The sequence below is a fragment of the Tepidimonas sp. genome (assembly GCF_046292505.1).
Lineage (GTDB): Bacteria > Pseudomonadota > Gammaproteobacteria > Burkholderiales > Burkholderiaceae_C > Tepidimonas.
Genome location: NZ_JBKBQX010000001.1, coordinates 158,293 through 183,091, shown reverse-complemented (window position 1 = coordinate 183,091; position 24,799 = coordinate 158,293). Strand labels below are relative to the sequence as shown.

General features: G+C 70.2%; 18 protein-coding genes. 10 read left to right on the top strand and 8 right to left on the bottom strand.

Annotation, left to right across the window (positions count from 1 at the left end; genetic code table 11):
- Window positions 1-47 precede the first annotated feature (47 nt).
- Window positions 48-2,546, top strand: a complete 2,499-nt coding sequence (locus ACK4TH_RS00750) for a DNA internalization-related competence protein ComEC/Rec2 (protein ID WP_409621251.1) — start codon at window positions 48-50, stop codon at window positions 2,544-2,546.
- Here ACK4TH_RS00750 and ACK4TH_RS00745 read toward each other — a convergent pair.
- Window positions 2,462-4,360, bottom strand: a complete 1,899-nt coding sequence (locus ACK4TH_RS00745) for an EAL domain-containing protein (RefSeq protein ID WP_409621248.1) — start codon at window positions 4,358-4,360, stop codon at window positions 2,462-2,464. The genes ACK4TH_RS00750 and ACK4TH_RS00745 overlap by 85 nt on opposite strands.
- Window positions 4,361-4,554: 194 nt before the next feature.
- Here ACK4TH_RS00745 and ACK4TH_RS00740 point away from each other — a divergent pair, with 194 nt between their 5' ends.
- Both ACK4TH_RS00740 and ACK4TH_RS00735 read left to right on the top strand, forming a co-directional pair.
- Window positions 4,555-6,009, top strand: coding sequence for a circularly permuted type 2 ATP-grasp protein (locus ACK4TH_RS00740; RefSeq protein WP_409621245.1), 1,455 nt, complete (start codon window positions 4,555-4,557; stop codon window positions 6,007-6,009).
- 34 nt (window positions 6,010-6,043) lie between these two features.
- Window positions 6,044-7,012 carry an alpha-E domain-containing protein gene (locus ACK4TH_RS00735; protein WP_409621242.1) on the top strand — a complete coding sequence of 323 codons (969 nt, stop codon included), beginning with the start codon at window positions 6,044-6,046 and terminating at the stop codon, window positions 7,010-7,012.
- Here the strand turns inward: ACK4TH_RS00735 and ACK4TH_RS00730 are convergent.
- The 6 genes from ACK4TH_RS00730 to ACK4TH_RS00705 all read right to left on the bottom strand — a co-directional run bounded on the left by ACK4TH_RS00730 (window position 6,978) and on the right by ACK4TH_RS00705 (window position 15,814).
- On the bottom strand, window positions 6,978-7,526 hold the full coding sequence (locus ACK4TH_RS00730) for a DUF1850 domain-containing protein (RefSeq protein ID WP_409621239.1): 549 nt from the start codon (window positions 7,524-7,526) through the stop codon (window positions 6,978-6,980). The two genes, ACK4TH_RS00735 and ACK4TH_RS00730, sit on opposite strands and share 35 nt — an antisense overlap.
- Before the next feature lie 12 nt (window positions 7,527-7,538).
- Window positions 7,539-9,599: a TRAP transporter permease gene (locus ACK4TH_RS00725; protein ID WP_409621236.1), complete on the bottom strand. Its 2,061-nt coding sequence runs from the start codon at window positions 9,597-9,599 to the stop codon at window positions 7,539-7,541.
- A 7-nt stretch (window positions 9,600-9,606) separates the two neighbouring features.
- Window positions 9,607-10,566, bottom strand: coding sequence for a TAXI family TRAP transporter solute-binding subunit (locus tag ACK4TH_RS00720; protein WP_409621232.1), 960 nt, complete (start codon window positions 10,564-10,566; stop codon window positions 9,607-9,609).
- A gap of 126 nt (window positions 10,567-10,692) precedes the next feature.
- Window positions 10,693-13,917, bottom strand: coding sequence for a transglutaminaseTgpA domain-containing protein (locus tag ACK4TH_RS00715; protein WP_409621229.1), 3,225 nt, complete (start codon window positions 13,915-13,917; stop codon window positions 10,693-10,695).
- A complete protein-coding gene (locus tag ACK4TH_RS00710) occupies window positions 13,908-14,915 on the bottom strand; it encodes a DUF58 domain-containing protein (protein WP_409621226.1) in 1,008 nt (335 codons plus the stop codon). The genes ACK4TH_RS00715 and ACK4TH_RS00710 overlap by 10 nt, the downstream gene beginning before the upstream one ends.
- Window positions 14,916-14,923: 8 nt before the next feature.
- A complete protein-coding gene (locus tag ACK4TH_RS00705; RefSeq protein ID WP_409621642.1) occupies window positions 14,924-15,814 on the bottom strand; it encodes an AAA family ATPase in 891 nt (296 codons plus the stop codon).
- Window positions 15,815-15,900: 86 nt separating this feature from the next.
- Here ACK4TH_RS00705 and ACK4TH_RS00700 point away from each other — a divergent pair, with 86 nt between their 5' ends.
- The 7 genes from ACK4TH_RS00700 to ACK4TH_RS00670 all read left to right on the top strand — a co-directional run bounded on the left by ACK4TH_RS00700 (window position 15,901) and on the right by ACK4TH_RS00670 (window position 23,676).
- Entirely contained in the window at window positions 15,901-16,851 is a 951-nt protein-coding gene (locus ACK4TH_RS00700; RefSeq protein ID WP_409621223.1) for a histone deacetylase family protein, read from the top strand.
- A gap of 56 nt (window positions 16,852-16,907) precedes the next feature.
- Window positions 16,908-17,696: an enoyl-CoA hydratase gene (locus tag ACK4TH_RS00695; protein ID WP_409621221.1), complete on the top strand. Its 789-nt coding sequence runs from the start codon at window positions 16,908-16,910 to the stop codon at window positions 17,694-17,696.
- A gap of 3 nt (window positions 17,697-17,699) precedes the next feature.
- Window positions 17,700-19,001 carry a mechanosensitive ion channel family protein gene (locus ACK4TH_RS00690; RefSeq protein WP_409621218.1) on the top strand — a complete coding sequence of 434 codons (1,302 nt, stop codon included), beginning with the start codon at window positions 17,700-17,702 and terminating at the stop codon, window positions 18,999-19,001.
- Between the two features lie 141 nt (window positions 19,002-19,142).
- Window positions 19,143-19,892 carry an electron transfer flavoprotein subunit beta/FixA family protein gene (locus ACK4TH_RS00685; protein ID WP_409621215.1) on the top strand — a complete coding sequence of 250 codons (750 nt, stop codon included), beginning with the start codon at window positions 19,143-19,145 and terminating at the stop codon, window positions 19,890-19,892.
- Window positions 19,893-19,909: 17 nt separating this feature from the next.
- A complete protein-coding gene (locus ACK4TH_RS00680) occupies window positions 19,910-20,851 on the top strand; it encodes an electron transfer flavoprotein subunit alpha/FixB family protein (protein ID WP_409621212.1) in 942 nt (313 codons plus the stop codon).
- A 60-nt stretch (window positions 20,852-20,911) separates the two neighbouring features.
- Complete coding sequence (locus tag ACK4TH_RS00675; RefSeq protein ID WP_409621209.1) at window positions 20,912-22,702, top strand: acyl-CoA dehydrogenase; 1,791 nt, start codon at window positions 20,912-20,914, stop codon at window positions 22,700-22,702.
- Window positions 22,703-22,716: 14 nt separating this feature from the next.
- Window positions 22,717-23,676: an NAD(P)H-dependent flavin oxidoreductase gene (locus tag ACK4TH_RS00670; RefSeq protein WP_409621206.1), complete on the top strand. Its 960-nt coding sequence runs from the start codon at window positions 22,717-22,719 to the stop codon at window positions 23,674-23,676.
- Window positions 23,677-23,742: 66 nt separating this feature from the next.
- Here ACK4TH_RS00670 and miaA read toward each other — a convergent pair whose 3' ends face one another.
- On the bottom strand, window positions 23,743-24,792 hold the full coding sequence (gene miaA, locus ACK4TH_RS00665; protein WP_409621203.1) for a tRNA (adenosine(37)-N6)-dimethylallyltransferase MiaA: 1,050 nt from the start codon (window positions 24,790-24,792) through the stop codon (window positions 23,743-23,745).
- Between the last annotated feature and the right edge of the window lie 7 nt (window positions 24,793-24,799).

Sequence of the window (24,799 nt, the reverse complement as noted above, 5' to 3'; positions counted from 1 at the left end):
GGGCGCATTTGGACGCATCCGCGATAGAACCGAGCAAAGATCGCGCCATGTCGGAAGGCGCGCACATCTGGACAGGGGCCGCCGCCATCCGCCGGGCCTGGGGGCCGGTCGGGCTGGGGTGGGTCCTGGGGACGGCGTTGCAGCTCACGCAGGCGTCGCTCTGGCCAGGTTGGGGTTACGGGGCACTGGCGCTGGCAGCGCTCATGGCGGGCGTGGTGCTGATGCGGGCGATGCGATACTGGCCCCACAGCCGGTGGGCTGGATTGCCGGTCGCGGCTGTGCTGGCTTTCGCCGCCACGGGCGGGCGGGCCGTCGGGTTTGCCGCGCAGGCGTTGCCCCCGGCGGCGGACGGCGCGCTCGTGCAGGCCGTCTGGCGGGTGACGGCCATGCCCAGCCGTAGCGCCCAGAGCGTGGCGTTCGAAGCCCAGGTGGTGCAGGCCCGCACGCGCGACGGCCACGAGCTGCCCATTCGGGGCACGATCCGCCTGACTTGGCGGCCGTTGGGTGCGGTGCGCGGCGAAGCCGCCGTGCCGCAGGTGTTGCCCGGCGAGACGTGGCAGGGCCGCCTGCGACTGCGCGCGCCGCGCGGGCTGGCCAATCCGCATGGCTTCGATGCCGAAGCCTGGCTGTGGCGAGAGGGCATCGTCGCCACGGGCAGCATGTTGGAGGGCGGGCGGCACGAGGCCCCGCACCGCCTCGCCGACGATCCCTGGCGCCACCCGGTGGAGCGGGCTCGCACGATCGTGCGCGATGCGATCGTGGAGCGGCTTCAGCCCCGACACGAGTCGGCGGCGGTGGGGCTGGTCGCGGCCTTGGTGACGGGCGATCAGGGAGCGATACCCGCCGCTGACTGGGCCGCGATCCGCACCACGGGTGTGGCGCATCTGGTCTCCATCTCGGGCCTGCATGTGACGATGTTCGCGGTGATCGCCACCGTGGCGGTGGGGTTCGTCTGGCAGGGCGTGGGGCGGCGCTGGCCCGCCGTGCTGTTGCGCTGGCCGGTACCCGTGGCCGCGGGGGTGGGTGGCGTGGCACTGGCCACGGCCTATGCCCTGTTCGCGGGTTGGGGCGTGCCCGCCCAGCGCACGGTGAGCATGCTCGCGCTGGTCGTGGCCCTGCGCTTGAGCGGGCGACGCTGGCCGTGGGGCGCGACCTGGTTGGCCGCCATGGTGGTGGCCGTGATGCTCGACCCGTGGGCCCTGCTGCAGCCGGGCTTTTGGCTGAGCTTCGTTGCCGTGGCGGTTCTGTTTGGTCAGGGCGGGGCGTCGTGGCAACCCACCGGCCTGGGGCAGCAGTTGCGCCATGCGGTCATGGGGCTGTTGCGGGTGCAGGCCGTCATCACCGTGGCCCTGGCGCCCCTGACGCTGTTGCTGTTCGGCCAGGTGTCCGTCATCGGCCTGCTGGCCAATCTGATCGCCATCCCTTGGGTGACATGGGCCCTGACACCGGTGGCGCTGGCAGGCGTCGCGGTGGCGCCCTTGGGGGAGGCCGCCGCGTGGCTGGCCCAGGCCCTGTTGGCCGTCCTGCGCTGGCTGGCGGCGTGGCCTATGGCCGTGTGGGAGCGACCGGCACCGCCCCTGCCGCTGGCGGTGGCCGCCTGCGCCGGGGCGGTGCTGCTGGTGTGGCGCGCCCCGTGGCGCTGGCGGGTGTGGGGGCTGTGGCTGCTATGGCCCGTGTTGGCTTTCCGGCCCGCCACGCCGCCGCCCGGGGCGTTCGAAGTGCTGTTGCCCGATGTGGGGCAGGGCAGTGCCGCCATCGTGCGCACCGCTCGCCACACCTTGGTGTTCGACAGCGGCCCGCCGATGGGGCGCAGCGATGCGGCCGAGCGCGTGCTGCTGCCGTGGCTGCGCGCCCTGGGCGGCGTGCCCGACGCGGTCGTCATCAGCCACGACGACAGCGACCACGCGGGGGGACTGTCCACGCTGGCCCAGGCCTTCCCCGCCGCCACCTGGTGGGCATCCTTCGACCCCGGGGCGCGGCATGCGGGCCCGGTTCAGACGTGCGCCGCCGGTGTGTCGTGGGTCTGGGACGGCGTCTCCTTCGAATTTCTGCACCCGCCGACGCCCGACTGGGTGCCACCGCGACAGGGCGGCGACAACGCCCGCTCGTGCGTGCTGCGCATCGGTCGGGGCGAGCACGCGGCCCTGCTGGTCGGGGATATCCGCCAGGAGGAGGAAGCGTCCCTGGTCGCAGCCGATCCGACCTTGCGCACCGGCCTGTTGGTGGCAGCGCACCATGGCAGCCGCACCTCCACGGGGGCCGTCTGGCTGGATGCGCTTCGACCCCGCGCGGTGGTCATTCAAGCGGGGTGGCGCAACCGCTACGGCCATCCGCACCAGGCGGTTTTGCAGCGGCTGCAAGACCGGGGTATTCCCTGGGTGGACACCCCGACTTGCGGGGCGGTCACTTGGCGCAGCGCAGAGCCGGCCGCCCTGGCCTGCGAACGGGCGCGAGCACCGCGCTACTGGCACGCCGTGCCGCGCGTGGGCACCTCGGGCACCGGAAACCCCCGAGCCGATGCGCTGTCGGACGCCGGCGCGAATTGACCATCTGTCGGGGAAGCCTCCCATTCCTCCGCGACCACATGGATACCGCGCTGCGCCTGCTTGGCCAGGTGTTTGGCAGCCGCCGCCGCACTGGCCACCTGTTCGGCATTGCGATAGCGGCCGGGGACGACGCGCACCACGCCGATGCTCACGGTCGTCAAGCCGTGAAAGCGCATCACCCCGTGCCGATCCTCGGCCAGGATGCCGCCAGCCTGCCGTGCCGCGGGGTCGTACAGATCGCGGGCCAGGCGGTTGAAGCGCTCCAGCGCGGCCTCCAGGCGGGCGTGCCAGTCGGCGCTTTGCATCAGCAGCACGAAGTCGTCGCCACCGACATGCCCGATGAAGTCCCGCCGCGGATCGCAGGCGCCCGTCAGGCAGCGGGCTTGCAGGCGGATCATCTCGTCGCCGCGCCAGTAGCCGTAGTGGTCGTTGAAAGCCTTGAAGTGGTTCAGATCCGCATAGCAGGCCGTGAAGGCCTCGCCGTGGTCCAGCAGCCGCTCGATGTGCAGGGTCAGCGGCACATTGCCCGGCAAGAAGGTCAGGGGGTTGGCGTGGCGGGCGGCTTCGATGCGCGCCTCGGTCACGCGGCGCACGAGCTGCTCGCCCGTGCCCAGGCCCAGGTAGCGGCCGCCTTCGGTGATGATGAAGCCGTCGCGCAGATAGCGCTGATCGGGCGAGGTCAGCACCTGCGTGAGTTGCTCGATGGGGGTGTGCACATCCACGCACAGCGGGTCGGCGCTGGCGTGCAGCAGGCACGGACGGCGCCCGTACAAATCTCGAAAATAGCGCTGCATGGACAGCTCCTGCAGCGTGCGGCGGGCGATCAGACCGACGGGGTAGCCGCCGGCCACCAGCGCCGCGGCTTCCAACTCGGGGTGGTGGTGAAACAGCTCCAGCGCGTCCTCGTGCGTGGCGTCGGCAGGCAGGGCCGGCGCATCGACCAGCAGGGCGCGGGCCGTCAGTCCGCGGTGGATGACGGGGCGGTCTTCCGGCAGCACGGCGATCTCGCGGCTGTCCAGCACCGCCAGCGCTGCCGCAGGCACGTCGGGGGTGGGCTCCGTGCGCGGATGCCCCAGCAAATAGCCCTGCACGAAAGGGATGCCCAGATCGCGCAGCACCATCAGCTCGTCCGCCTCTTCCACGCCTTCGGCGATCAGACGCGAGCCGAAGGTGTCCGCCAGTTGCTGCAGCGCCCGCAGTGTTTTGAGCTTGTGACCCTCCTGGTGCACCCGGCGCACGAAGTATTTGTCGATCTTGACGTATTCCGGGCGGAGTTCCGACCACAGGCGCAGGCTGGAACGCCCGTCGCCGAAATCGTCCAGTGCCAGCGCGGCGCCCGCGGCGCGCCAGACCGACAGCGCCTCCTGCACGGCGGTCAGATCGTGCACCCGCTCATGCTCGGTCAGCTCCAGCACCACGCCGGCCAGGTCCAGTCCCGCCGTCTGCAGCGGATCTGTTGCACCCGGCCCCCCGCCCATGCGCAGCGCGCCGTGCACCAGCGCCTGCGCACTCAGGTTGACGAACAGTTGCCCGGGCGCGTCGTGGCGGCGCGCCAAGGCCGCGACCAGGCAGGCGTGTTCCAGCTCCAGCGTGCAGCCTTCGCGCCGGGCGGCGGCAAACAAGGTGTCCGGCGTGCGCCAGGCACAGCTGGCGGGCGTGCGCACCAGGGCCTCGTGCCCGACGACGCGGCGCGCCGCAGCGTCCACGATGGGTTGCAGGTGCATGTGCAGCGAGCCCGCGCTCAGCAGGGTGCGCACGCTGTGCGGGTCGGGTGGCGCCGAGGCACCGGGCAGGGGCAGGATGGGCGTATCCATGGCGTTCATGGCAGCACGCCAGCGTACCGGTCTTCTGTGACCGATTGGTGACACGTCACGGTGGGGCGGCGCGCCGTTCGTTGTGTGGCCTCCCCATCCGGTGTGCCGGCTGGCCTGAGCCTTGCTACCATGGACTGCGAATCGCGGGGCGAGCGCCGGCTTCGTTCCGCGTCGCAAACGCCCAGGGACCGATCATGACCCCAGCCCCCCGCACCGGATACGACGAAATGACCGCCGCCGACGGCGGTGTGCGCCCCCACTACGCCGCCTATGGCCGCTGGCTGGCCGAACAACCGCCGGAGCGCATGGCCGCACGCCGGGAGGAGGCGGAAATGATCTTTCGCCGCGTCGGCATCACCTTTGCCGTCTACGGCGACAAGGACGAGGACGGCGCAGGCACGGAGCGCCTGATCCCCTTCGATCTGATTCCCCGGGTGATCCCCGCGCACGAATGGCAGTTGTTGCAGCGCGGACTGGTGCAGCGGGTGACGGCGCTCAACCGCTTCATCCACGACATCTACCATGGGCAGGAGATTTTGCGCGCCGGTGTCGTGCCGCGCGAGCAGGTGGAGCGCAATGCCCAGTTTCGCCCCGAAATGGTGGGCGTTGACGTGCCCATGGGCGTCTATGCCCACATTGCGGGCATCGATATCGTGCGTGCACCCATACCGGGCGGTGCGGGCGAGGCCCAGTACTATGTGCTGGAGGACAACCTGCGCGTGCCCTCCGGGGTGAGCTACATGCTCGAGGACCGCAACATGATGATGCGGCTGTTCCCCGAGCTGTTCCGCGACCATCGCGTCGCCCCGGTGGCGCACTACCCGGACCTGCTGTTGGAGACGCTGCGCGCCGTGGCCCCCAGCCACACGGCCGAGCCGACCGTCGTCGTCATGACGCCGGGCATCTACAACAGCGCATATTTCGAGCACGCCTTCCTGGCCCAGCAGATGGGGGTGGAGCTGGTGGAGGGCCAGGACCTGTTCGTGCGCGACGGCTTCGTCTACATGCGCACCACGCGCGGGCCGCAGCGGGTGGATGTGATCTATCGTCGCATCGACGACGACTTTCTGGATCCGCTGGCGTTTCGGCCCGACTCCACCCTGGGGTGCGCGGGGTTGCTGGACGCCTATCGCCGCGGCAACGTCACCTTGTGCAACGCGATCGGTACCGGAGTGGCGGATGACAAATCCCTCTATCCCTACGTGCCCAAGATGATCGAGTTCTACCTGGGGGAGTCGCCCATCCTCGCCAACGTGCCCACCTACCTGGGGCGCGATCCGCAAGACCTGGCCTACATCCTGGACCACCTGCCCGAGCTGGTCGTCAAGGAGGTGCATGGTGCCGGTGGTTACGGCATGCTGGTCGGCCCCGCGGCCACGGCAGCGGAGATCGAGCACTTCCGCGCGGCGCTGCGCGCCCGCCCCGACCACTACATCGCCCAGCCGACCCTGTCGCTGTCCACTTGTCCCACCTATGTCGAGCAGGGGATCGCGCCGCGGCACATCGACCTGCGCCCCTTCGTGCTGTCCGGCAAGACCGTGCAGATGGTGCCCGGGGGACTGACGCGCGTCGCGCTGCGCCAGGGGTCGCTGGTCGTCAACTCGTCGCAGGGCGGCGGTACCAAGGACACCTGGGTGCTGGAAGCCTGACCCCACCCCTCGCCCGATTTTTCTGGAGGCCGACATGCTGTCCCGCACCGCCGATCACCTGTTCTGGATGGCGCGCTACACCGAACGCGCCGAAAACACCGCCCGCATGCTGGACGTGCACTACCAGACCTCGCTGCTGCCACAGTCCGACGCAGTGGCGCGACAAGGCTGGGAGGCGCTGTTGCGCATCAGCGAACTGATGCCCGCCTACCAATACCAGTATGGCGAGATCAGCGCGCGCGACGTGCTGCACTTCATGGTGCGCGACGAGCACAATCCATCGAGCATCTTCTCGTGCCTGCGCGCGGCGCGGGAAAACGCCCGTGCCGTGCGCGGCGTGCTCACCACCGAAATGTGGGAGACGCAAAACCAGACCTGGCTGGAGCTGCAGCGCCTGTTGCGTGCCGGCGACTTCGAGCGCGATCCGGGGCATTTTTTCGAGTGGGTCAAGTTCCGCTCGCACGTCTCGCGCGGGGTGGCCTACGGCACCATGCTCCAGGACGAGGCCTTCCATTTCCTGCGCATGGGCACGTTTTTGGAGCGCGCCGACAACACCGCGCGCATGCTCGACGTCAAGTTTCACGCCGCGGCGCCCGAGGTGTCCGTACCCGCCGGCCCCCTGTCGGCCGCCGATCCGACGCTGGACTTCTACCACTGGAGCAGCATTCTGCGCAGCGTCAGCGCCTTCGAGATCTACCGCAAGGTCTACCGCAGCGTGATCACGCCGGAGCGGGTGGCCGAATTGCTCATCCTGCGCCAGGACATGCCGCGCAGCCTCACCGCCTGTCTGGACGAAGTGGTGCGCAACCTGGAGGCCGTGCGCAACGACCACTCCGCCGAGACCGAGCGCCACGCCGGCCGGCTGCGCGCCGAGCTGCGGTTCGCCCGCATCGACGAGATTCTGGCCAACGGGCTGCACGCCTTCCTGACGCAGTTTCTGGAGCGGGTCAACGCGCTGGGCACGCGCATCAGCCAGACCTTTTTGCTGCCGGTGTCGGCCTGATGCCCCCGCTCGCCGGGCCGTCGTCGGCCACCCGGCACGGGCGCAGCCGCACCACGCCCGCGTCGGAGGCGCTGGCGCCGGACGGGACTTGGGCGGACCACTCGCGCAGCGGCCGACACCGGCCGTCCAGACACAAGGTGTAGTCAGCCGTGTAGGCCGAGTGCATCAGCCGCAGGGCGGACAGGGCGGCGGGGGGCGGCGACCATTCATAGCCGCCCTCGCGCCAGACGGCATCCGGCGCCGGCTCCATCCCCGCGCCCGACCCCCGTACTCGGGCCCACAGCGGGCACAGGACGCCGTTGCGCGCGGGGGTGCAGCGCTGTCCGGTGTCGGTGGGGGCGAGCAGGGCGTACGACTCCTCCCAGCGCACGCGCTCGATGGAATGCGTCCAAGCCAGCGTCACGGTGCGCGCGGGCAACACGACTTCGGCTTCCAGCGGCGGCCCCCCGTCCGTCGGTGGCAGGTCCGCCGCCGAAGCCGCCCACAGCAGGCACAGCACCCAGGTCGCGGGCACGGCCACGATCGCTCAACCCGTCCGCACGGGCAAGCGGCGGCGCCGGCGCAGTCCATGCCACAGCAGCAGCGCCACGGTCCCGGCCAGACCGGCTTCGTCCGTGACCGGCAGCGCCATCACCAGCAGGCTGGCGGCGACGATGGCCCAGATCCGCTCCCACCACGCCAGCGGGCCCCACAAAAAACCGATCGCCCCCGCACCCCACAGGCCGATGGCCACCAGCGCCTTGAACACCACCCCCACCACGGCCAGCCAAGTCGGGTCGCCTTGCAGCATCAGCGCCGGGCTGTACACCGCCATGTATGGCACCACGAACCCGGCCACGGCGACCCGCACGGCGTTGAGGCTGATCTTCAACCCCGATTCGCGGGCGATCGGGGCCGCGGCAAAAGCGGCGAGCGCCACCGGGGGCGTCAGATCGGCCATGATGCCGAAATAGAACACGAACATGTGGGACACGATCAGCGGCACGCCCAGCTCCAGCAGCACCGGCGCCGCCAGGGAACTGGTGATGATGTAGTTGGGGATCGTGGGAATACCCATGCCCAGCACCAGGCAGGTCAGCATGGTCAAAAACAGCGCCAGCAGCAGGTTGTCCCGGCCAATCGCAATAACGTGCCCGCCGATTTCGGCCGCCACGCCGGTCAGGTTGATGACGCCGATGATGATCCCCACCAGCGCGCAGGCCGATGCCACCGGCAGCGCATGGCGCGCGCCGTCCACCAGCGCCTGCAGCGCCGTCCAGCGGGCGTCGGCGCCGACGCGCAGCACATAGGTCAGCCCCACGAGCGCCGCCGTCACCACGAAAAAGGTACCCGCCCCAAACCGGAAGAACCCGCTGCACGCCAGCGCCAGCAGCACCCAGAACAGGATCCGCAGTGGCAGTCCGCGCACGCCCTGCATCACCGCGGCCCCAAAAATCAACACCACCGTCAGGGCCAGCCCCACGGTCCCCGAGAACATCGGCGTGTAGCCGGAAAACAGCAGCGCAACCAGACAGGCCAGCGGCAGCAGCAGATACCAGCGCTCGCGCACCGCGGCCCACGGGTCGGGGCATTGCTCCCGGGGCAGGCCCATCAGGCCCTTGCGCCCGGCCTCCAGGTGCACCATCCAGAATGCCGTCACGAAGTACAGGATGGCCGGGATCAGCGCCGCCTTGACGATGGCCAGATAGGGCACGTTGATCGTCTCGGCCATGATGAAGGCCACCGCCCCCATCACCGGCGGCATGATCTGTCCGCCCATGCTGGAGGTGGCCTCGACGCCACCGGCAAACGCCGGGCTGTAGCCGAAGCGCTTCATCAGCGGGATGGTGAACTGCCCCGTCGTCACCACGTTGGCGACGCCGGAGCCGTTGATCGTGCCCATCAGGCCCGATGAGATCACCGCCACCTTGGCCGGCCCGCCGCGCGAGTGGCCCACCGTTCCCATGGCGAAGTCGGTGAACAGCCGCACCATGCCCGCCTGCTCCAGAAACGCGCCGAACAAGATGAACAGGAAGATGTAGGTCGACGACACATAGGTCGGTGTGCCGTAGATCCCCTCGGTGCCGAAGCCCAGCGTGGCGATGAGGATCTCCCAGTCGTAGCCGCGGTGGGCCAGCGCGCCCGGCAGGTGTTGCCCGAACGCGCCATAGGCCAGAAAGACCGCGCAGATGATGGGCAGCCCCCAACCCATGACGCGCCGGGCCGCCTCGAAGATCAGGCCGATCGCGACGATGCCGACCCACCAGTCCCAGCCCGCCAGTTCGCCGGCGCGCTGGGTGAGGTCGGCCTCGAACGCCCATTGGTAGAGCCCCGTGCCCAGGCCGGCGAGGCCCAGTCCCCAGCCCAGGGCCCGTCCGGCTCGACCGAGCCAGCCCGGTTGTTGTCGGAACGGCGGATACAGCAGGAACACCAACCACAGCACGAAACCGACGTGCATGGCCCGGATGACCTGGCTGGACAAGGAGTGGAAGGCCGCCATCCAAAGCTGGAAGGCGGCGAAGGCGAGGGCCACCCAAAAAATCGGGCCGCGCAGGTCGGCCCGATGGGAGGGGGTGGCCGCCGGCGGGGTGTCCGTGGCGGCGTTCATGCGGCGATCACTTCAGCAGGCCGACCTCACGGTAGTAACGCTCGGCGCCGGGGTGCAGCGGCACCGGCATGCCTTTGAGCGCATTCTCGCGCTTGATGGCGCGCGCGGCGTTGTGGGCCGCGTACAGGGTGTCCAGGTTGTCGTACATGGCCTTGGTCATGCGGTAAACCACATCCTCGGGCACGCCGGCATGGGTGACCAGAAAATTGGGGATGGCCGCCGTCGGCACATCCGCGGTCTGGCCGGTATATGTGTTGGCCGGGATGACCGCGGGCTGGTAGGCCGGGTCGCCCACCTTGGCCACCACATCGGCGGGTACGGGGACGACCACGATCTTGATCGCCGTGGCCAAGTCGCGGATGGAGGCCACCCCCAGGCCCGCGGACTGCAGCGTGGCGTCGAGCTGGCGGTTTTTCATCAGCTCCACCGATTCGCCGAAGGGCAAGTACTCCACCTTGGCCAGGTCGCTGTAGGACAGGCCGGCGGCCTTGAGGATCTCGCGCGCGTTGAGCTCGGTGCCAGAACGTGCCGCCCCGACCGAGACCCGCTTGCCCTTCAGATCGGCCAGGGTGCGGATGCCCGAGTCGGCGTTGGCCACGATCTGGATGTAGTTGTTGTACAGGCCCGAGATGCCGCGCAGCTTGTCGAGCTTTTGCTTGAAACCGGCTTCCTCATTGCCCTTCCAGGCGTCGGACAGCGCATCGGCCAGCGTGAAGGCGGCTTCGCCGCGCCCCGATTGCAGCAGGTTGAGGTTTTCGGCCGAGGCGCGTGTGACCTGGGCCGTGCTGCGGGCGTTGGGGACCTCCTTGGCGTAGATCTGCGACAGAGCGACGCCGACGGGGTAGTACACGCCGCTTTGCCCGCCCGTCAGGACGTTGATGAACTGTGTCGACTGGGCGGCGGCGGTGCTGGCGAACAAAGCGGCACCGATGCCAAGGGCAGCGGCCAGTTGGCGGATCATGCGCATGGAGTCTCCTCTGCTCGGGATCAACGAATGGATCACCGATGGTAGCGCGCGACCGCCCGCGCGCCCGTCAGGGGAACCCCCGGAAGCCGTGCAGACCAGACCCGGGCGCGACACCCCCCGTGCGCATCAGCGCGCCTGCCGCGCACGCTCGACCGCCAGACCCAGATCCAGCACCGCCATCGCGTAGTAGCTGCTTTGGTTGTAACGGGTGAGGGCGAAGAAGTTTTCGGTGCCCAATACGTAGGTCGGGGGCGCGCCACCGTTGGCGGGATCGCCGTTTTGCAGCTCCACCAGGGCCAGCAGGCCAGTGTGACCCTCCGCCTCCGCCGCCGGCCGGGCGCCGAGCGTGCGCACCTCGTCCAGCGTGAACGTGGGCCGGATGTCCGGCGCCAGCAAGGCGGCCAGTGCCTCACCGGGGGGCGGTGGCGTCACACCATAGCGCGCAGGCAGATCGCGTTGCCAGCCGTGCGCGCGCAGAAATTGGGCAACCGAGCCGATGGCGTCCTCCGCGCTCGCGGTGAGGTCGATGCGGCCGTCGCCATCGAAGTCCACCGCGTGGGCCAGCCAACTGCTGGGCATGAATTGTGGCAAGCCGAGCGCCCCGGCGTAACTGCTGCGCCATCCGTCAGGCGCGGCGCCGGACAGCCGGGCCAGCCGCAAAAAGGCGCGCAGTTCCCCCTGAAAGTACGCCTGCCGGGCGGCGGCGCGCGGGTGCTGGGTGGGGAAGTCCAGCGCCAGCGTGGTCAGCACGTCCAGTGTCCGGTGGCGGCCCAGGTGTTGGCCGTAGAGGGTTTCCACCCCGATGATGCCGACGATCAACCACCCCGGCACACCGTATTCGGCCTGTGCGCGCGCCAGCGCCGTGCGGTGCTCGTCCCAAAAGCGAACACCGGCCGCGATGCGCCGCGGCTCGACGAACCGGGCACGGTAGGCCGCCCAATCCTTGAACGCCGCGGGCGGCGGCGGCAGGACCTGTTGCGCGGCGCGCGCGTCGTGCCGTGCCCGGGCAATCCAGCGGCGCGCCCAGCCATCGTTCCAGGCCTCGGCGGCGTCGATGGCGTCGGCCAGGGCGCGGGCATCCGCGCGCTCGGCATACGAGGCGGCCGCGGCCTGATGGGCTGGCCCCGCCTTGCTGCGCGCGAGCGCCGGTGCCGGCGGCAGCCCCAGGCCGGCTCCCACGGCCAGCATCCACGCGGCACCCAGCAGACGGCGCCGTCGTCCGCCGTCTGGCGCGGGGGGCGGGGGCAGATCGCGCAGGCGGCGGGCGAGGGGGGTGAGCGTCGGCATCGTCGAATCGGTGGAGCGGGACCAGGCGGGATCGTAGCGCGACGCCTCGAGCGCTGCGAGCCACTCGGCCCAGGCCGGGTACACCCCGTCGGGGTCGTCCCCCAACCGCTGCGCGATGGCGGTGCTCAAGCGGGCGGGGGTCAGCGGGCGCGGGCGGGGCACGCCGGCGCACTCCCAACGCCGAGCGGCCTGGACCAGCAGCCGGTGCCAGCGGTCCATCCGTGGCCGGCTCCAGAGCAGGGCGACCACGCCGACCGCCGCCATGGCGGCGACCACGCTGCCGAGCAGCCGCGCCGCATCCTGCCAGTCCGTCGCCGACAGCCCCAGCCGCCGCAGCAGATCGAGCTGGCGGGTGGGGCCGTAGTCCAAAATCCAGTCGTTCCAGCGCTGGTTGGCCGCGTCCCAGACAGCGCGCATGCGGTCCAAGAGGGCCGGATCGACCCGCACCATGGCGGTGGCGATGAGTCCCGGGGGCGGACGCAGCCGCTCGCCGGCCGCCGTGCGGTCGGGGCTGACATAGGCGGTGGGGTCGATGCGCACCCAGCCGGCGTCCGGCAGCCAGACTTCGGCCCAGGCGTGGGCGTCGCTCTGCCGCACCGTCCACCGCCCGTCGATGGGGTTGTACTCCCCGCCCTGGTAGCCGGTCACCACCCGCGCCGGGATGTCCAGCGCGCGCAGGGCGATGACGAAGGCCGATGCGATGTGTTCGCAAAAGCCAGCCCGCCGGTCGAACCAGAATTCGTCCGCGGTGTCGCGGCCATAGACGCCCGGCTCCAGCGTGTAGCGGTAACCGCCCTCGCGCAGGTGGCGCAAGACGGCTTCGACCAGGACTGGGGCGGGGGGCTCGCCCAGCTCGCGCCGCAGCGACTGGGCCCATGCCAGCGTCCGGGGGTTGTAGCCCGGCGGCAGTTCCCGATCCACCTGCAGCGCCAGGCGCGCAGCGTCGGCGCCGCTGCGGTGCGCGGGGTGGGCCACGGCCTCGTAGCGCAGCACGTCGGTGATCGGGCGCGGCAGCCACCACTGCCGGTCCGCCGTCGCCTGCGGCGACAGACCACCTGCACCAGCGCCGGCGGCGGTGATCACCGGGGCCGAGGCGGTCGCTTCCAGCGTCAGCAGCCAGGGGCGCAGGCTCGGCTCCATCGTCACTTGGTAGCGCAGGGCGGGGCCGGTGGGCTGAAAGCGGCCCGACGTGTCCTGCAGCGACAGCGTGGGGGGAACGCCGCCGGCCGCATCCGGGCCGTGCAGCGGTCGCCAACGCCGGCCATCGAACACCCGCAGCACCGGCCCCCGAAAATACAGCGCTTCGCGTGGGGGAGCCCCGTCGGGGAAGGCGACCCGCAGCGCGACCCGCTCATCCAGCGCCAACTGGGCCACATCGCCCACTTGCATCTGCCCCGACAACCCGCTGCGGCCGATGGTGCTGTCGGTGGGGATGCCCCACAACGGGGGCAGACGGGGAAACAGCGCGAACAGCAGGGCCATGATCGGCGCGCCCGCCAGCGCCATGCCGCCCGCCGTGCGCGCCGCCTGCCACAGCGGCGGGCGGCCGTGGGGCAGGTGGGCCAGCACCAGCGCGGTCAGCAGCCCCCACACCGCCAGACCGATGCCCAGCGCCGTCAGCAGCGATTGCGAGCGCAACAGCGGCGTCCACAGCGTGAAGAACCCCAGGAAAAAGATCACGTAGGCGTCGCGCCGGGCGCGCATCTCCAGCGTCTTGAGCGTTAGCAGCACCACGATGAGGGTGACGCCGGCCTCCGGTCCCAGCAGGGTGCGGTGGTTGCCCACCGTCAGGCCTGCGGCCGCCAGGGTCAGCGCCAGCCGCCACGGCCAGCCCGGCAGCGGCCGGCCGCGCCACGCGATCCAGCCGCGCCAAACCAGTATGACGGCGGCCAGGGCAGTCGTCCAGGCCGGGATGTGTCCGGCCTGCATGCCGACGATCGCGCCGATCACGCCGAGCAGAAACAAGGTGTCGCGCGTCTCCCGCGGCTGGGACGTCAGGTCCAGCCGCCTGCCGAGCGGGGATCGGAGGTTCGGTTGGCGGGAAGGTGGGGGGGTCAATGGCACGCCAGGGCCTCCAGGCAGTGTCGGCGGTGGGCGGGGCCGCGCTCCGGTTGCACCGTCAGGTCAGGCAGCCGCAACCCATAGCGCAGGCCCCGGGCGTCGGCCTGCAGCACCCAGGCGCAGAGGCGCCCGCGTTGGGCCTCGGTATCGCGCAGTCCGCAGGTGCTGCTGTCCAGCCAAAGCGCGGCCGTGGTCTGCTGGTGCGCGGCCTCGCGCACCAGCCAGCCGCTGGGGTCACCGTCGCTGCGGGCGGCCTTCTTCCACAGCACCCGTGCGGGGGCATCGCCGGCGCGGTAGGGCCGCACGGCGTCCGGCAAGTCGTCGCTCACCGGGGCGGGTGCCGCGCTGGGAGCCACCGGCGCGGGAGGTGTGAGGCCGTCCGTCGCCGCTGCACCGGGCAACGGCGGGGCGTCGATCTCCGGCGCCGGGTAGACGGTCAGCGTGCCGGCCGGGCGCCACCAGCTCCAGACGCGAAAAGCGCCCAACGGGTAGCGGGTCTCGATGGACAGCGGAGGCAGGGGCTGCCGTCCCCGTGTGGTAAACACCAGGGGCAGGGCCACGCTCAGCGTCTCGCCAGGGGGAAGGTCGATCACCGCCGCGTCCGCATCCGCTCGCGCCCAGCGCAAGCTCAGGGCCCAGCGCGCGCGGCGCCCCGGGTTGTGCACATCGATCCGCACTCGGACGGGTTGGCCGGCGAATGCTTCGCCCTCGACGCCCACCCCCAGGCGCAGGCCGCGCAGGTTCTGGTGCGCGACCCATACGCCGACCGCCGCCTGGCCCGCGAGCAGAAAGGTCAGCAAATACCCCAGGTTGAGCTGGTAGTTGATGCTGCCCACCAGCAGCAGGAGCAGGGTCAGCGCCAGCGTCCAGCCGGGCCGGGTCGGCAGCACATACAGGTTGCGGTGGGTCAGCGCATGTTCGGCGGTCGCGGGCAGCCGTGCCATCCACCAGGCACGCAGCCGCGCCAGCGGACTTCGCACCAGAGCGCGGGGCTGGGCCATGGGCGCTTTCAAGGCAGGGGAAGGGCTTGCACCAGTGCGCGCAATTGGCCCGCCGCATCGCGTCCGGCCCCTGCCGCGGGTGTGAGCCGGTGCGCGGCCACGGGGACCAGCACGTCGAGCAGATCGTCCGGGGCCACGTAATCGCGGCCCTGCACCAGCGCCCGGGCGCGGGCGGCGCGCAGCAGCGCCAGGCCGGCCCGGGGGCTCAGGCCGTGGGCAAACCAGCGCGGCTCGCGCGTGGCGGCCAGCAGCGCCTGCAGATAGTCCAGCAATGGGTCGCTCACCGCCACCGCCTCCACCGCCTGTTGCAAGCCGAGCAAGCCCTCGGAATCCAGCGCCGCCGGCAGCCGCTGCAGCATTTGCCGGCGGTCCTCGCCTCGCAGCAGGGCGCGCTCGGCCGCGCGGCCGGGGTAGCCGAGCGACAGCCGCATCAAAAACCGGTCCAGTTGCGACTCGGGCAGGCCGTGGGTGCCCAATTGCTCGAAGGGGTTTTGCGTCGCGATGACGAAGAACGGCCGCGGCAGCGCGTGCGTGGCGCCATCGACGCTGACCTGGCGCTCCTCCATCGCCTCCAGCAGCGCACTCTGGGTCTTGGGGCTGGCGCGGTTGATCTCGTCGGCCAACAGCACCTGGGTGAACAACGGCCCGGGGTGGAAGACGAAATCCTGCCGCACCCGGTCATACACCGAAGCGCCGATCAAATCGCTGGGCATCAGGTCGGCCGTGAACTGCACCCGTGCAAACCGCAGCCCGAGCGTGCGCGCCAACGCTTGCGCCAGCGTCGTTTTTCCGACGCCGGGCAGGTCCTCGATCAGCAAATGGCCGCCCGCCAGCACGCAGGTCACGGCGTCGCGCAGGGTGTTGTCCTTGCCCACGATGACCGTGGTAAGCTGATGCATCAAGGAGGCAATGAGGGGCCGGTACGCGGTCATGCCCCGACGATACCGGAAAGCGCTGCGGCGCGTCGCCCCGAAACCCGTCTGCCATGAAACCGACCGGTTACTACACCCACCCCGCCTGCGCCCGGCACGACATGGGACCCGGCCACCCGGAGTGCCCCCAGCGGCTCGGGGCCATCGACGACCGCCTGCTGATCACCGGCCTGCTCGATGCCCTGGAGCAGCGCACCGCCACCCTGGCCTCGGCGGCCGAGCTGGAGTTGGCCCACGACCGGCTGCATGTCGCCGCCATCCGCGGTTTGAGCGATGAGTTGCGTGATGCCATCGCGGCGGGCGGGCCACAAACGCTCTCCGTCGATCCGGATACGGCGCTCAACCCCCACACCTGGGAGGCCGCCCTGGCCGCCGCCGGCGCTGCGATCGACGCCACCGAGGCCGTGGTGAGTGGCGAGCTGGCCAATGCGTTCTGCGCCGTGCGCCCGCCGGGGCACCACGCCTGCCGCAACCGGGCGATGGGGTTCTGCTTCTTCAACAACGTGGCGGTGGCGGCCAAGGTGGCGCTGGAGCGGCTGGGGCTGAAGCGCGTGGCCATCGTCGACTTCGACGTGCACCACGGCAACGGCACCGAGGACATCGTCGCCGGCGACGAGCGCATCCTGATGTGCAGCTTCTACCAGCACCCCTACTACCCGGAGTGGGACCACCGCGACGACGCCAACCTGGTCAACTTGCCGGTGCCGGCCTACACCAAAGGCATGGACGTGCGCGAGCTGATCGAGATGATGTGGCTGCCGCGGCTGGAGGCGCACCGCCCGGAGCTGATCCTGATCAGCGCCGGTTTCGACGCCCACCGCGAGGACGACCTGGGTCAGCTGGCGCTGGTCGAGCAGGACTACGTCTGGATCACGCAGCGCATCAAGGAGGTGGCGCGCCGCCACGCCAAGGGCCGCATCGTCAGCGTGCTGGAAGGCGGCTACAACCTGAGCGCGCTGGCGCGCAGCGTGGAGGCACACGTGCGCGTGCTGGCCGACCTGTGATTCGATCGAAGGGCGCGCCCCGGGTGGCCGCCCTCCACAGCCGAGGAGACCCATCGATGAGCGAGGAGCCGATCCTGCTGCACGCGCGCGATGCGCGCGGCGTGCACACGTTGACGCTGAACACCCCGAAAGCCTTCAACGCGCTCAGCGAAGCGATGCTGGACGCGCTGTCGACCAAGCTCGACGAGATCGTTGCCGACGAGGGCGCGCGCGTGCTCGTCATCGCTGCGGCCGGCAAGGCCTTCTGCGCCGGCCACAACCTGAAGGAGATGCGCGCCAACCCGCGGCTGGAGTATTACCAGCAGCTCTTTGCGCGCTGCTCGCGCATGATGCTGCAGATCCAGCGCCTGCCGGTGCCGGTGATCGCGCGTGTGCAGGGGTTGGCGACGGCGGCCGGCTGCCAGCTGGTGGCGCAGTGCGACCTGGCGGTGGCCGCGCAGGAGGCGCGCTTCGGCGTCAACGGCATCGACGTCGGGCTGTTCTGCGCCACGCCCAGCGTGCCGCTGGTGCGCAACGTGCCGGTCAAGGTGGCGATGGAGATGCTGCTGACCGGCGAGTTCATCAGTGCCGAGGAGGCGCGGCAGCGCGGCCTGGTCAACCGCGTGGTGCCGCTGGATGCGCTGGACGCCGAAGTCGAGCGGCTGGTGGTGGCGATCCTAGCCAAGCCGCGCGTGGCGATCGCGATGGGCAAGGCGGTGTTCTACCAGCACCGCGAGACCGGCATCGAGGCCGCCTACCAGCTCGCCGGCCAGACGATGGCCTGCAACATGATGCACGAGGTGGCGCAGGAAGGCGTGCAGGCCTTCATCGAGAAGCGCGCGCCGGCCTGGCGCGCGGGAGGCTGAGCGATGGCCCGCCCCGCCGCGCCGGCCCCGATCGACGACCTCGGCTCCTGGTTGCAGACGTTTGCGCAGCCCGGCGCCCTGCTGGAGCTGGCGGCGCTGGCGCTGTGTGTCGGCTTGGCCTGGCTCGTGGTGCGCGCGCTGCAGCGTGCCTTCAACCCCGATGCGGAACGCTCGATCTGGTTCGGCCGCCGCGGCGTCGACGGCGTGCTGTTCCCGCTGTTGCTGCTGGTGCTGGCCTACGGCGCGCGCGCGCTGACGCTGCTGTGGGCGCCGCGCGCGGTCTGGCACGTCGTCATCCCGGCGCTGATGGCGTTGGTGGTCATCCGCATCGGCGTCAAGGTGCTGGAGGTCGCGTTCAAGGGCGCGGCGTGGCTGCGGCCGGTGGAGCGCACCGTCTCGTGGCTGGCGTGGCTGGCGGCGGTGGCGTGGATCACCGGGCTGCTGCCGGTGGTGCTGACGGAGCTGGACCAGGTCACCTGGAAGCTGGGCGGCACCCAGCTTTCGGTGCGCACGCTCATCGAGGGGCTGCTGTCGGCCGGCGCGGTGCTGATCGTGGCGCTGTGGGTGTCCTCGGCGATCGAGGCGCGCCTGCTGCGCGACGCTACCGGCGAGTCGCTGTCGCTGCGCAAGGCCGCCAGCAACGCCGCGCGTGCGCTGCTGCTGTTCGTCGGCCTGATGCTGGCGCTGTCGGCGGTGGGCATCGATCTCACGGCGCTGTCGGTGCTGGGCGGCGCCATTGGCGTCGGCATCGGCTTCGGTTTGCAGAAGCTGGCGGCCAACTACGTCAGCGGCTTCGTCATCCTGACCGAGCGCAGCATGCGCATCGGCGACATGGTGCGGCTGGACACCTTCGAAGGGGTGGTGGCCGACATCAAGGCGCGCTACACCGTGATCCGCGCGGTCAGCGGGCGCGAGTCCATCGTGCCCAACGAGATCCTGATCACGCAGCGGGTGGAAAACCTCTCGCTCTCGGACCCCAAGGTGTGGCAGTCCACGGTGGTTGGCGTGGCCTACGACAGCGACGTGGCGCTGGTGCGCCGGTTGCTGGAGCAGGCGGCGCTGGAGCAGCCGCGCGTGCTGCGCGACCCGGGGCCGCTGGCGGCGCTGTCGGCCTTCGGCGCCGACGGGCTGGAGTTCACGCTCGGCTACTGGATCGCCGACCCGGAAAATGGCCAGCTCGGCCTGCGCTCGGCGATCAACCTGCGCATCCTGGAGCTGTTCCGCGAGCACGGAGTGGAGATCCCGTATCCGCAGCGCGTGCTGCATGTGCGCGCGTCCCCAACTGGCGGCGCGCGGGGCTTGTGACACCCCACATGACCGCCTATAATCCAAAAAAAACGAACGGTCGTTCGTTTTTTGACGGAGTTTCCTCCTTACAATGCGCTCAGTTGACGTTGACGTAAACGTAAAGTTGGCGTCACTGCCCCACCACCCACAGGAGCAAGCATGAAGATCCTCGTCCCCGTCAAGCGCGTGGTCGATTACAACGTCAAGGTCCGGGTCAAGGCTGACGGCACCGGCGTCGATATCGCCAACGTCAAGATGAGCATGAACCCCTTCGACGAAATCGCCGTCGAGGAGGCCGTGCGCCTAAAGGAAAAAGGCGTCGCCACCGAGGTGGTGGCCGTCTCGTGCGGCGTGGCGCAGTGCCAGGAGACGCTGCGCACGGCGATGGCCATTGGCGCCGACCGCGCCATCCTGGTCGAGACAGACGAGGAACTGCAACCCCTGGCCGTGGCCAAGATCCTCAAGGCGCTGGTGGACAAGGAGGCCCCGGGCCTGGTCATCCTGGGCAAGCAGGCCATCGACGACGACGCCAACCAGACGGGTCAGATGCTGGCTGCGCTGGCCGATCTGCCGCAGGCGACCTTTGCCTCCAAGGTCGAGGTGCAGGGCGATGCGGTCGAGGTGACGCGCGAGGTGGACGGCGGTCTGGAGACCCTCAAGCTGTCGCTGCCTGCCGTCGTGACCACCGACCTGCGCCTCAATGAGCCGCGCTATGTCACGCTGCCCAACATCATGAAGGCGAAGAAGAAGCCGCTCGAGACCATCAAGCCCGCCGATCTGGGGGTGGATGTGGTGCCGCGCCTGAAGACGCTGAAAGTCGCCGAGCCGCCCAAGCGCAGTGCCGGCATCAAGGTGCCCGACATCGCCACGCTGGTCGACAAGCTCAAGAACGAAGCCAAGGTCATCTGAGGAAAGGACACGCCGCCATGACCATTCTCGTCATCGCCGAACACGACAACGCCTCCCTCAAGGGGGCCACGCTCAACACGGTGGGCGCCGCGCTCAAGCTGCAGGCGGCTGGCGCCGGGGACATCCATGTGCTGGTGGCCGGCCATCAGGCGGCTGCCGCCGCCCAGGCTGCTGCCCAGATCGCGGGCGTGGCCAAGGTGCTGCACGCCGACGGGCCCGCGCTGGCCCACGGCCTGGCCGAAAACGTCGCCGCACAGGTGCTGGCGCTGGCCGGCGGCTACAGCCATATCCTCTTCCCGGCCACGGCGGGCGGGCGCAATGTGGCCCCTAGGGTCGCCGCCAAGCTCGACGTCGCTCAGCTCAGCGACATCACCGCGGTGGTCGATGCGCACACCTTCGAGCGGCCGATCTATGCCGGCAACGCCATCGCCACCGTGCAAAGCAGCGACGCCCAACACGTGATCACGGTGCGCACCACCGCGTTCGACGCGGCGGGCGCGGGTGGATCGGCAGCGGTCGAGTCGGTGGCCGCGGTTGCCGATGCCGGCAAGAGCGCTTTCGTCAAGAGCGAGCTGGCCAAGAGCGACCGCCCCGAACTGACCGCCGCCAAAGTCATCGTCTCGGGTGGCCGGGCCTTGGGCAGCGCCGAGAAGTTCAACGAAGTGATTACCCCGCTGGCCGACAAACTCGGAGCCGCGATCGGTGCCAGCCGCGCGGCGGTGGACGCGGGCTACGCGCCCAACGACTGGCAGGTCGGCCAGACCGGCAAGATCGTCGCGCCCCAGCTCTATGTCGCCGTGGGCATCAGCGGCGCCATCCAGCACCTGGCGGGCATGAAGGACTCCAAGGTCATCGTCGCGATCAACAAGGATCCGGAGGCGCCGATCTTCAGCGTGGCCGACTACGGGCTGGAGGCCGATCTGTTCCAGGCCGTTCCCGAGCTGGTGCAGGCCCTCTGATTCGGTCATCGACAAACGGGCATCCGAGGGATGCCCTTTTTTTGCCCTAGGAGACCCCCCATGACCTTCAAGGCCCCCGTCAAGGACATGCTCTTTGCGATGGAGCACCTGGCGCAGTTGGAGCAGATCGCGCAGATGCCCGGTTTCGAGGAAGCCAACCTGGAGACCGCCCAGGCCGTGCTGGAAGAATGCGCACGCCTGAACGAGGAAGTCATCGCCCCCCTGAACTGGGAAGGCGACAAGAACCCGTCCTGGTTCGAGGATGGTCAGGTGCGCACCACCCCCGGTTTTGCCGAAGCCTTTCGCCAATACGCCGAAGGCGGCTGGCAGGGGCTGCAGCACCCCGCCGAGTTCGGCGGCCAGGGCCTGCCCAAGACGATCGGGGCGGCCTGTGGCGAGATCCTCAACGCCGCCAACCTCAGCTTTGCCCTGTGCCCGCTGCTGACCGACGGCGCCATCGAGGCGCTGCTGACGGCCGGCAGCGACGCGCAAAAGGCCACCTACATCCCGCCGATGATCGAGGGGCGCTGGACCGGCACCATGAACCTGACCGAGCCGCAGGCCGGCAGCGACCTGTCGCTGGTGCGCACGCGCGCCGAGCCGCAGCCGGACGGCACCTACAAGATCTTCGGCACCAAGATCTTCATCACCTACGGCGAGCACGACATGGCCGAGAACATCGTGCACCTGGTGCTGGCCCGCGTGCAAGGGGCGCCCGAAGGCGTCAAGGGCATCAGCCTGTTCATCGTGCCGAAGTTCCTCGTCAACCCGGACGGCTCGCTGGGCGCGCGCAACGACGTGCACTGCGTCAGCATCGAGCACAAGCTGGGCATCAAGGCCAGCCCCACCTGCGTGCTGCAGTACGGCGACCACGGCGGCGCCATCGGCTACCTGGTCGGTGAAGAAAACCGCGGCCTCGAGTACATGTTCATCATGATGAACGCCGCCCGCTACGCCGTGGGGGTGCAGGGGATTGCCGTGTCCGAGCGCGCCTATCAGAAGGCCGTGCAGTACGCGCGCGATCGCATCCAGAGCCGCCCGGTCGATGGCAGCGTGGCGGGTGCGGCGCCGATCATTCACCATCCGGACGTGCGCCGCATGCTGATGACGATGCGCGCGCTGACCGAAGGCTGCCGCGCCATGGCCGCGGTGGCCGCCGCCGCCTACGACGCCGCCCACCACCACCCGGACGAGGCCACGCGGCGCCAGAACCAGGCCTTCTACGAATTCATGGTGCCGTTGGTCAAGGGCTACAGCACCGAGATCAGCCACGAGGTCACGAGCCTGGGCGTGCAGGTGCACGGCGGCATGGGCTTTGTGGAGGAAACCGGCGCGGCTCAGTACTACCGCGATGCCAAGATCTTGACCATCTACGAAGGCACGACGGCCATCCAGGCCAACGACCTGGTCGGGCGCAAGACCGCGCGCGATGGCGCAGCGACGGCCCTAGCCATCGCGGCGCAGGTCCAGGCCACCGAAGCCGCGCTGGCCGCCAGCGGCAGCGAGGCGGCGCGCGCCGTGCAGGCGCGCCTGCAGGCTGCGCGGCTGGCTTATGAGGAGGTGGTGCGCTTCATCGCCGCGCAGGCCAAGGCCGACCCCGTGGCCACCTACGCCGGCAGCGTGCCGTACCTGATGCTGGCCGGCAACCTGATGGCGGGCTGGCAGATGGCGCGCGCGCTGCTCGCCGCCGAGCGGGAGCTGGCCGCCGGTCGTGACGAAGCGTTCATGCGTGCCAAGATCGCCACCGTGCGCTTCTACGCCGACCACATCCTGACCCGCTGCGGCGGCTGGCGCGACGGCATCGTGGCCGGCCACGCACCCATCGCCGACATGGCGCTCGACGCATTCTGAGGAGGAGAAGCCCCATGTCACGACTGCCCACCGTGCTGCAACGCGTGCCGTTCCCCGTGATCGGCTCGCCGTTGTTCATCATCAGCAACCCCAAGCTGGTCATCGAGCAGTGCAAGGCCGGCATCGTTGGCGCGATGCCCGCGCTCAATGCGCGGCCCGCTTCGCAGCTCGACGATTGGCTGGCTGAGATCACCGAGACGCTGGCGGCCTACAACGCCGCCCACCCCGACAGCCCAGCCGCGCCCTTTGCGATCAACCAGATCGTGCACAAGAGCAATGACCGGCTCGAGCACGACATGGCGCTGTGCGAGAAGTACAAGGTGCCCATCGTCATCACCAGCCTGGGCGCGCGCGAGGACGTCAACCAGGCCGTGCACGGCTGGGGCGGCGTGGTGCTGCACGACATCATCAACAACACCTTTGCGCACAAGGCCATCGACAAAGGGGCCGATGGCCTGATCGCCGTGGCGGCCGGTGCCGGCGGGCACGCCGGCACCAAGAGTCCGTTCGCCCTCATTCAGGAAATCCGCCAGTGGTTCGACGGGCCGCTGGCGCTGTCGGGCTCGATGGCCACGGGGTCGGCGGTGCTCGCGGCGCAGGCGATGGGGGCGGACTTCGCCTACATCGGCTCGCTGTTCATCGCCACCGACGAAGCGCGCGCGAGCGACGCCTACAAGCAGTGCATCGTCGAGTGCAACTCGGACGACATCGTGTACAGCAACCTGTTCACCGGTGTGCACGGCAATTACCTCAAGCCGTCCATCCGCGCCGCGGGTCTCGACCCGGATCACCTGCCCGAGAGCGACCCGAGCAAGATGAACTTCGGCGATGGCGCCAAAAAGGCGTGGAAGGACATCTGGGGCTGCGGGCAGGGCATCGGTGTCGTGGATGCGGTGCGGCCGGCGGCTGAAGTGGTCGCCCGCCTCAAGCGCGAGTACGCCGAAGCCCGCGCGCGCCTTTGCGCCGGGGTCTGAGCGCGCGGTTCGGCTGGTGCCGGCACGCTCCGGTTGCGTGCCGGGCACGTCCGCCCGTTCTGTCCGTCAGACGGCCGCGGCTGGGGGCGGGACGCTGCCCTCATCCCCCCACGCCGAGCGGACCCTCGCCAGCACGGCCGGCACAGGGTCGTTCAGGGTGTCGATGGCGATCACCTCGCGCTGAGGGATCGAGCGCAGCCAGGTGAGCTGGCGCTTGGCCAACTGCCGGGTGGCCGCGCAGCCGCGCTCCCAGAGCGTTCGTTGCGCATCGGCGTCCAGCGTTTCGTGGCCATGGGCGGCGGCGGTGTCCAGGGCTTCCCATGCTTGGCGGTAGCCGACACAGCGCATCGAGGGCCGTTCGGGGCCCAGATCGCTCCGAGCGCGCAGGCGCCGAACTTCATCCACCAACCCCTCGGCCAGCATGGCGGCAAAGCGCGCGTCGATGCGGCGGTGCAGCCAGGCGCGCTCGCCGGGCTCCAACGACAGCAGCCGCCCGGGCAAGCCATCGATGTGCAGTGGACCAGGGGCCTTGTCACCCGTGGGCTGGGTCCAGCGGCGCTGCAGCGCCGACAGCGGCTGCCCCGTGGCGCGCCACACCTCCAGCGCCCGACCGATGCGCTGGGCGTCGGTCGGCGGCAGGCGCGCCGCGGTCACCGGGTCCACGTGGGCCAGCTCGGCATGCAGCGCGGGCCAGCCGCGCACACGCGCGTCGGCTTCGATGGCGGCGCGCAGCGCCGGATGCGCTGACGGCAACTCATCCAGCCCGTCGAACAGCGCCTTGAAGTACAGCATCGTGCCGCCGACCAGCAGCGGCCAGCGCCCTCGGGCCCGGATCTCGACCACCAACCGGCGCGCATCGCGTGCGAACTCGGCCGCGCTATAGGCTTCTCGCGGGTCGCGGATGTCGATCAGGTGGTGTGGCGCTGCGGCCCGCTCGGCCGCGGTGGGCTTGGCGGTGCCGATGTCCATGCCGCGGTAGACCAGGGCCGAATCGACGCTGATGATCTCCACCGGCCAGTGCGCGGCGATCGCCAGGGCCAATGCGGTCTTGCCGCTCGCTGTGGGCCCGGCGATCGCCAACCAGCCGCACGCCGGGAGGCTGTGATCGGGCTGCATGGGGCGC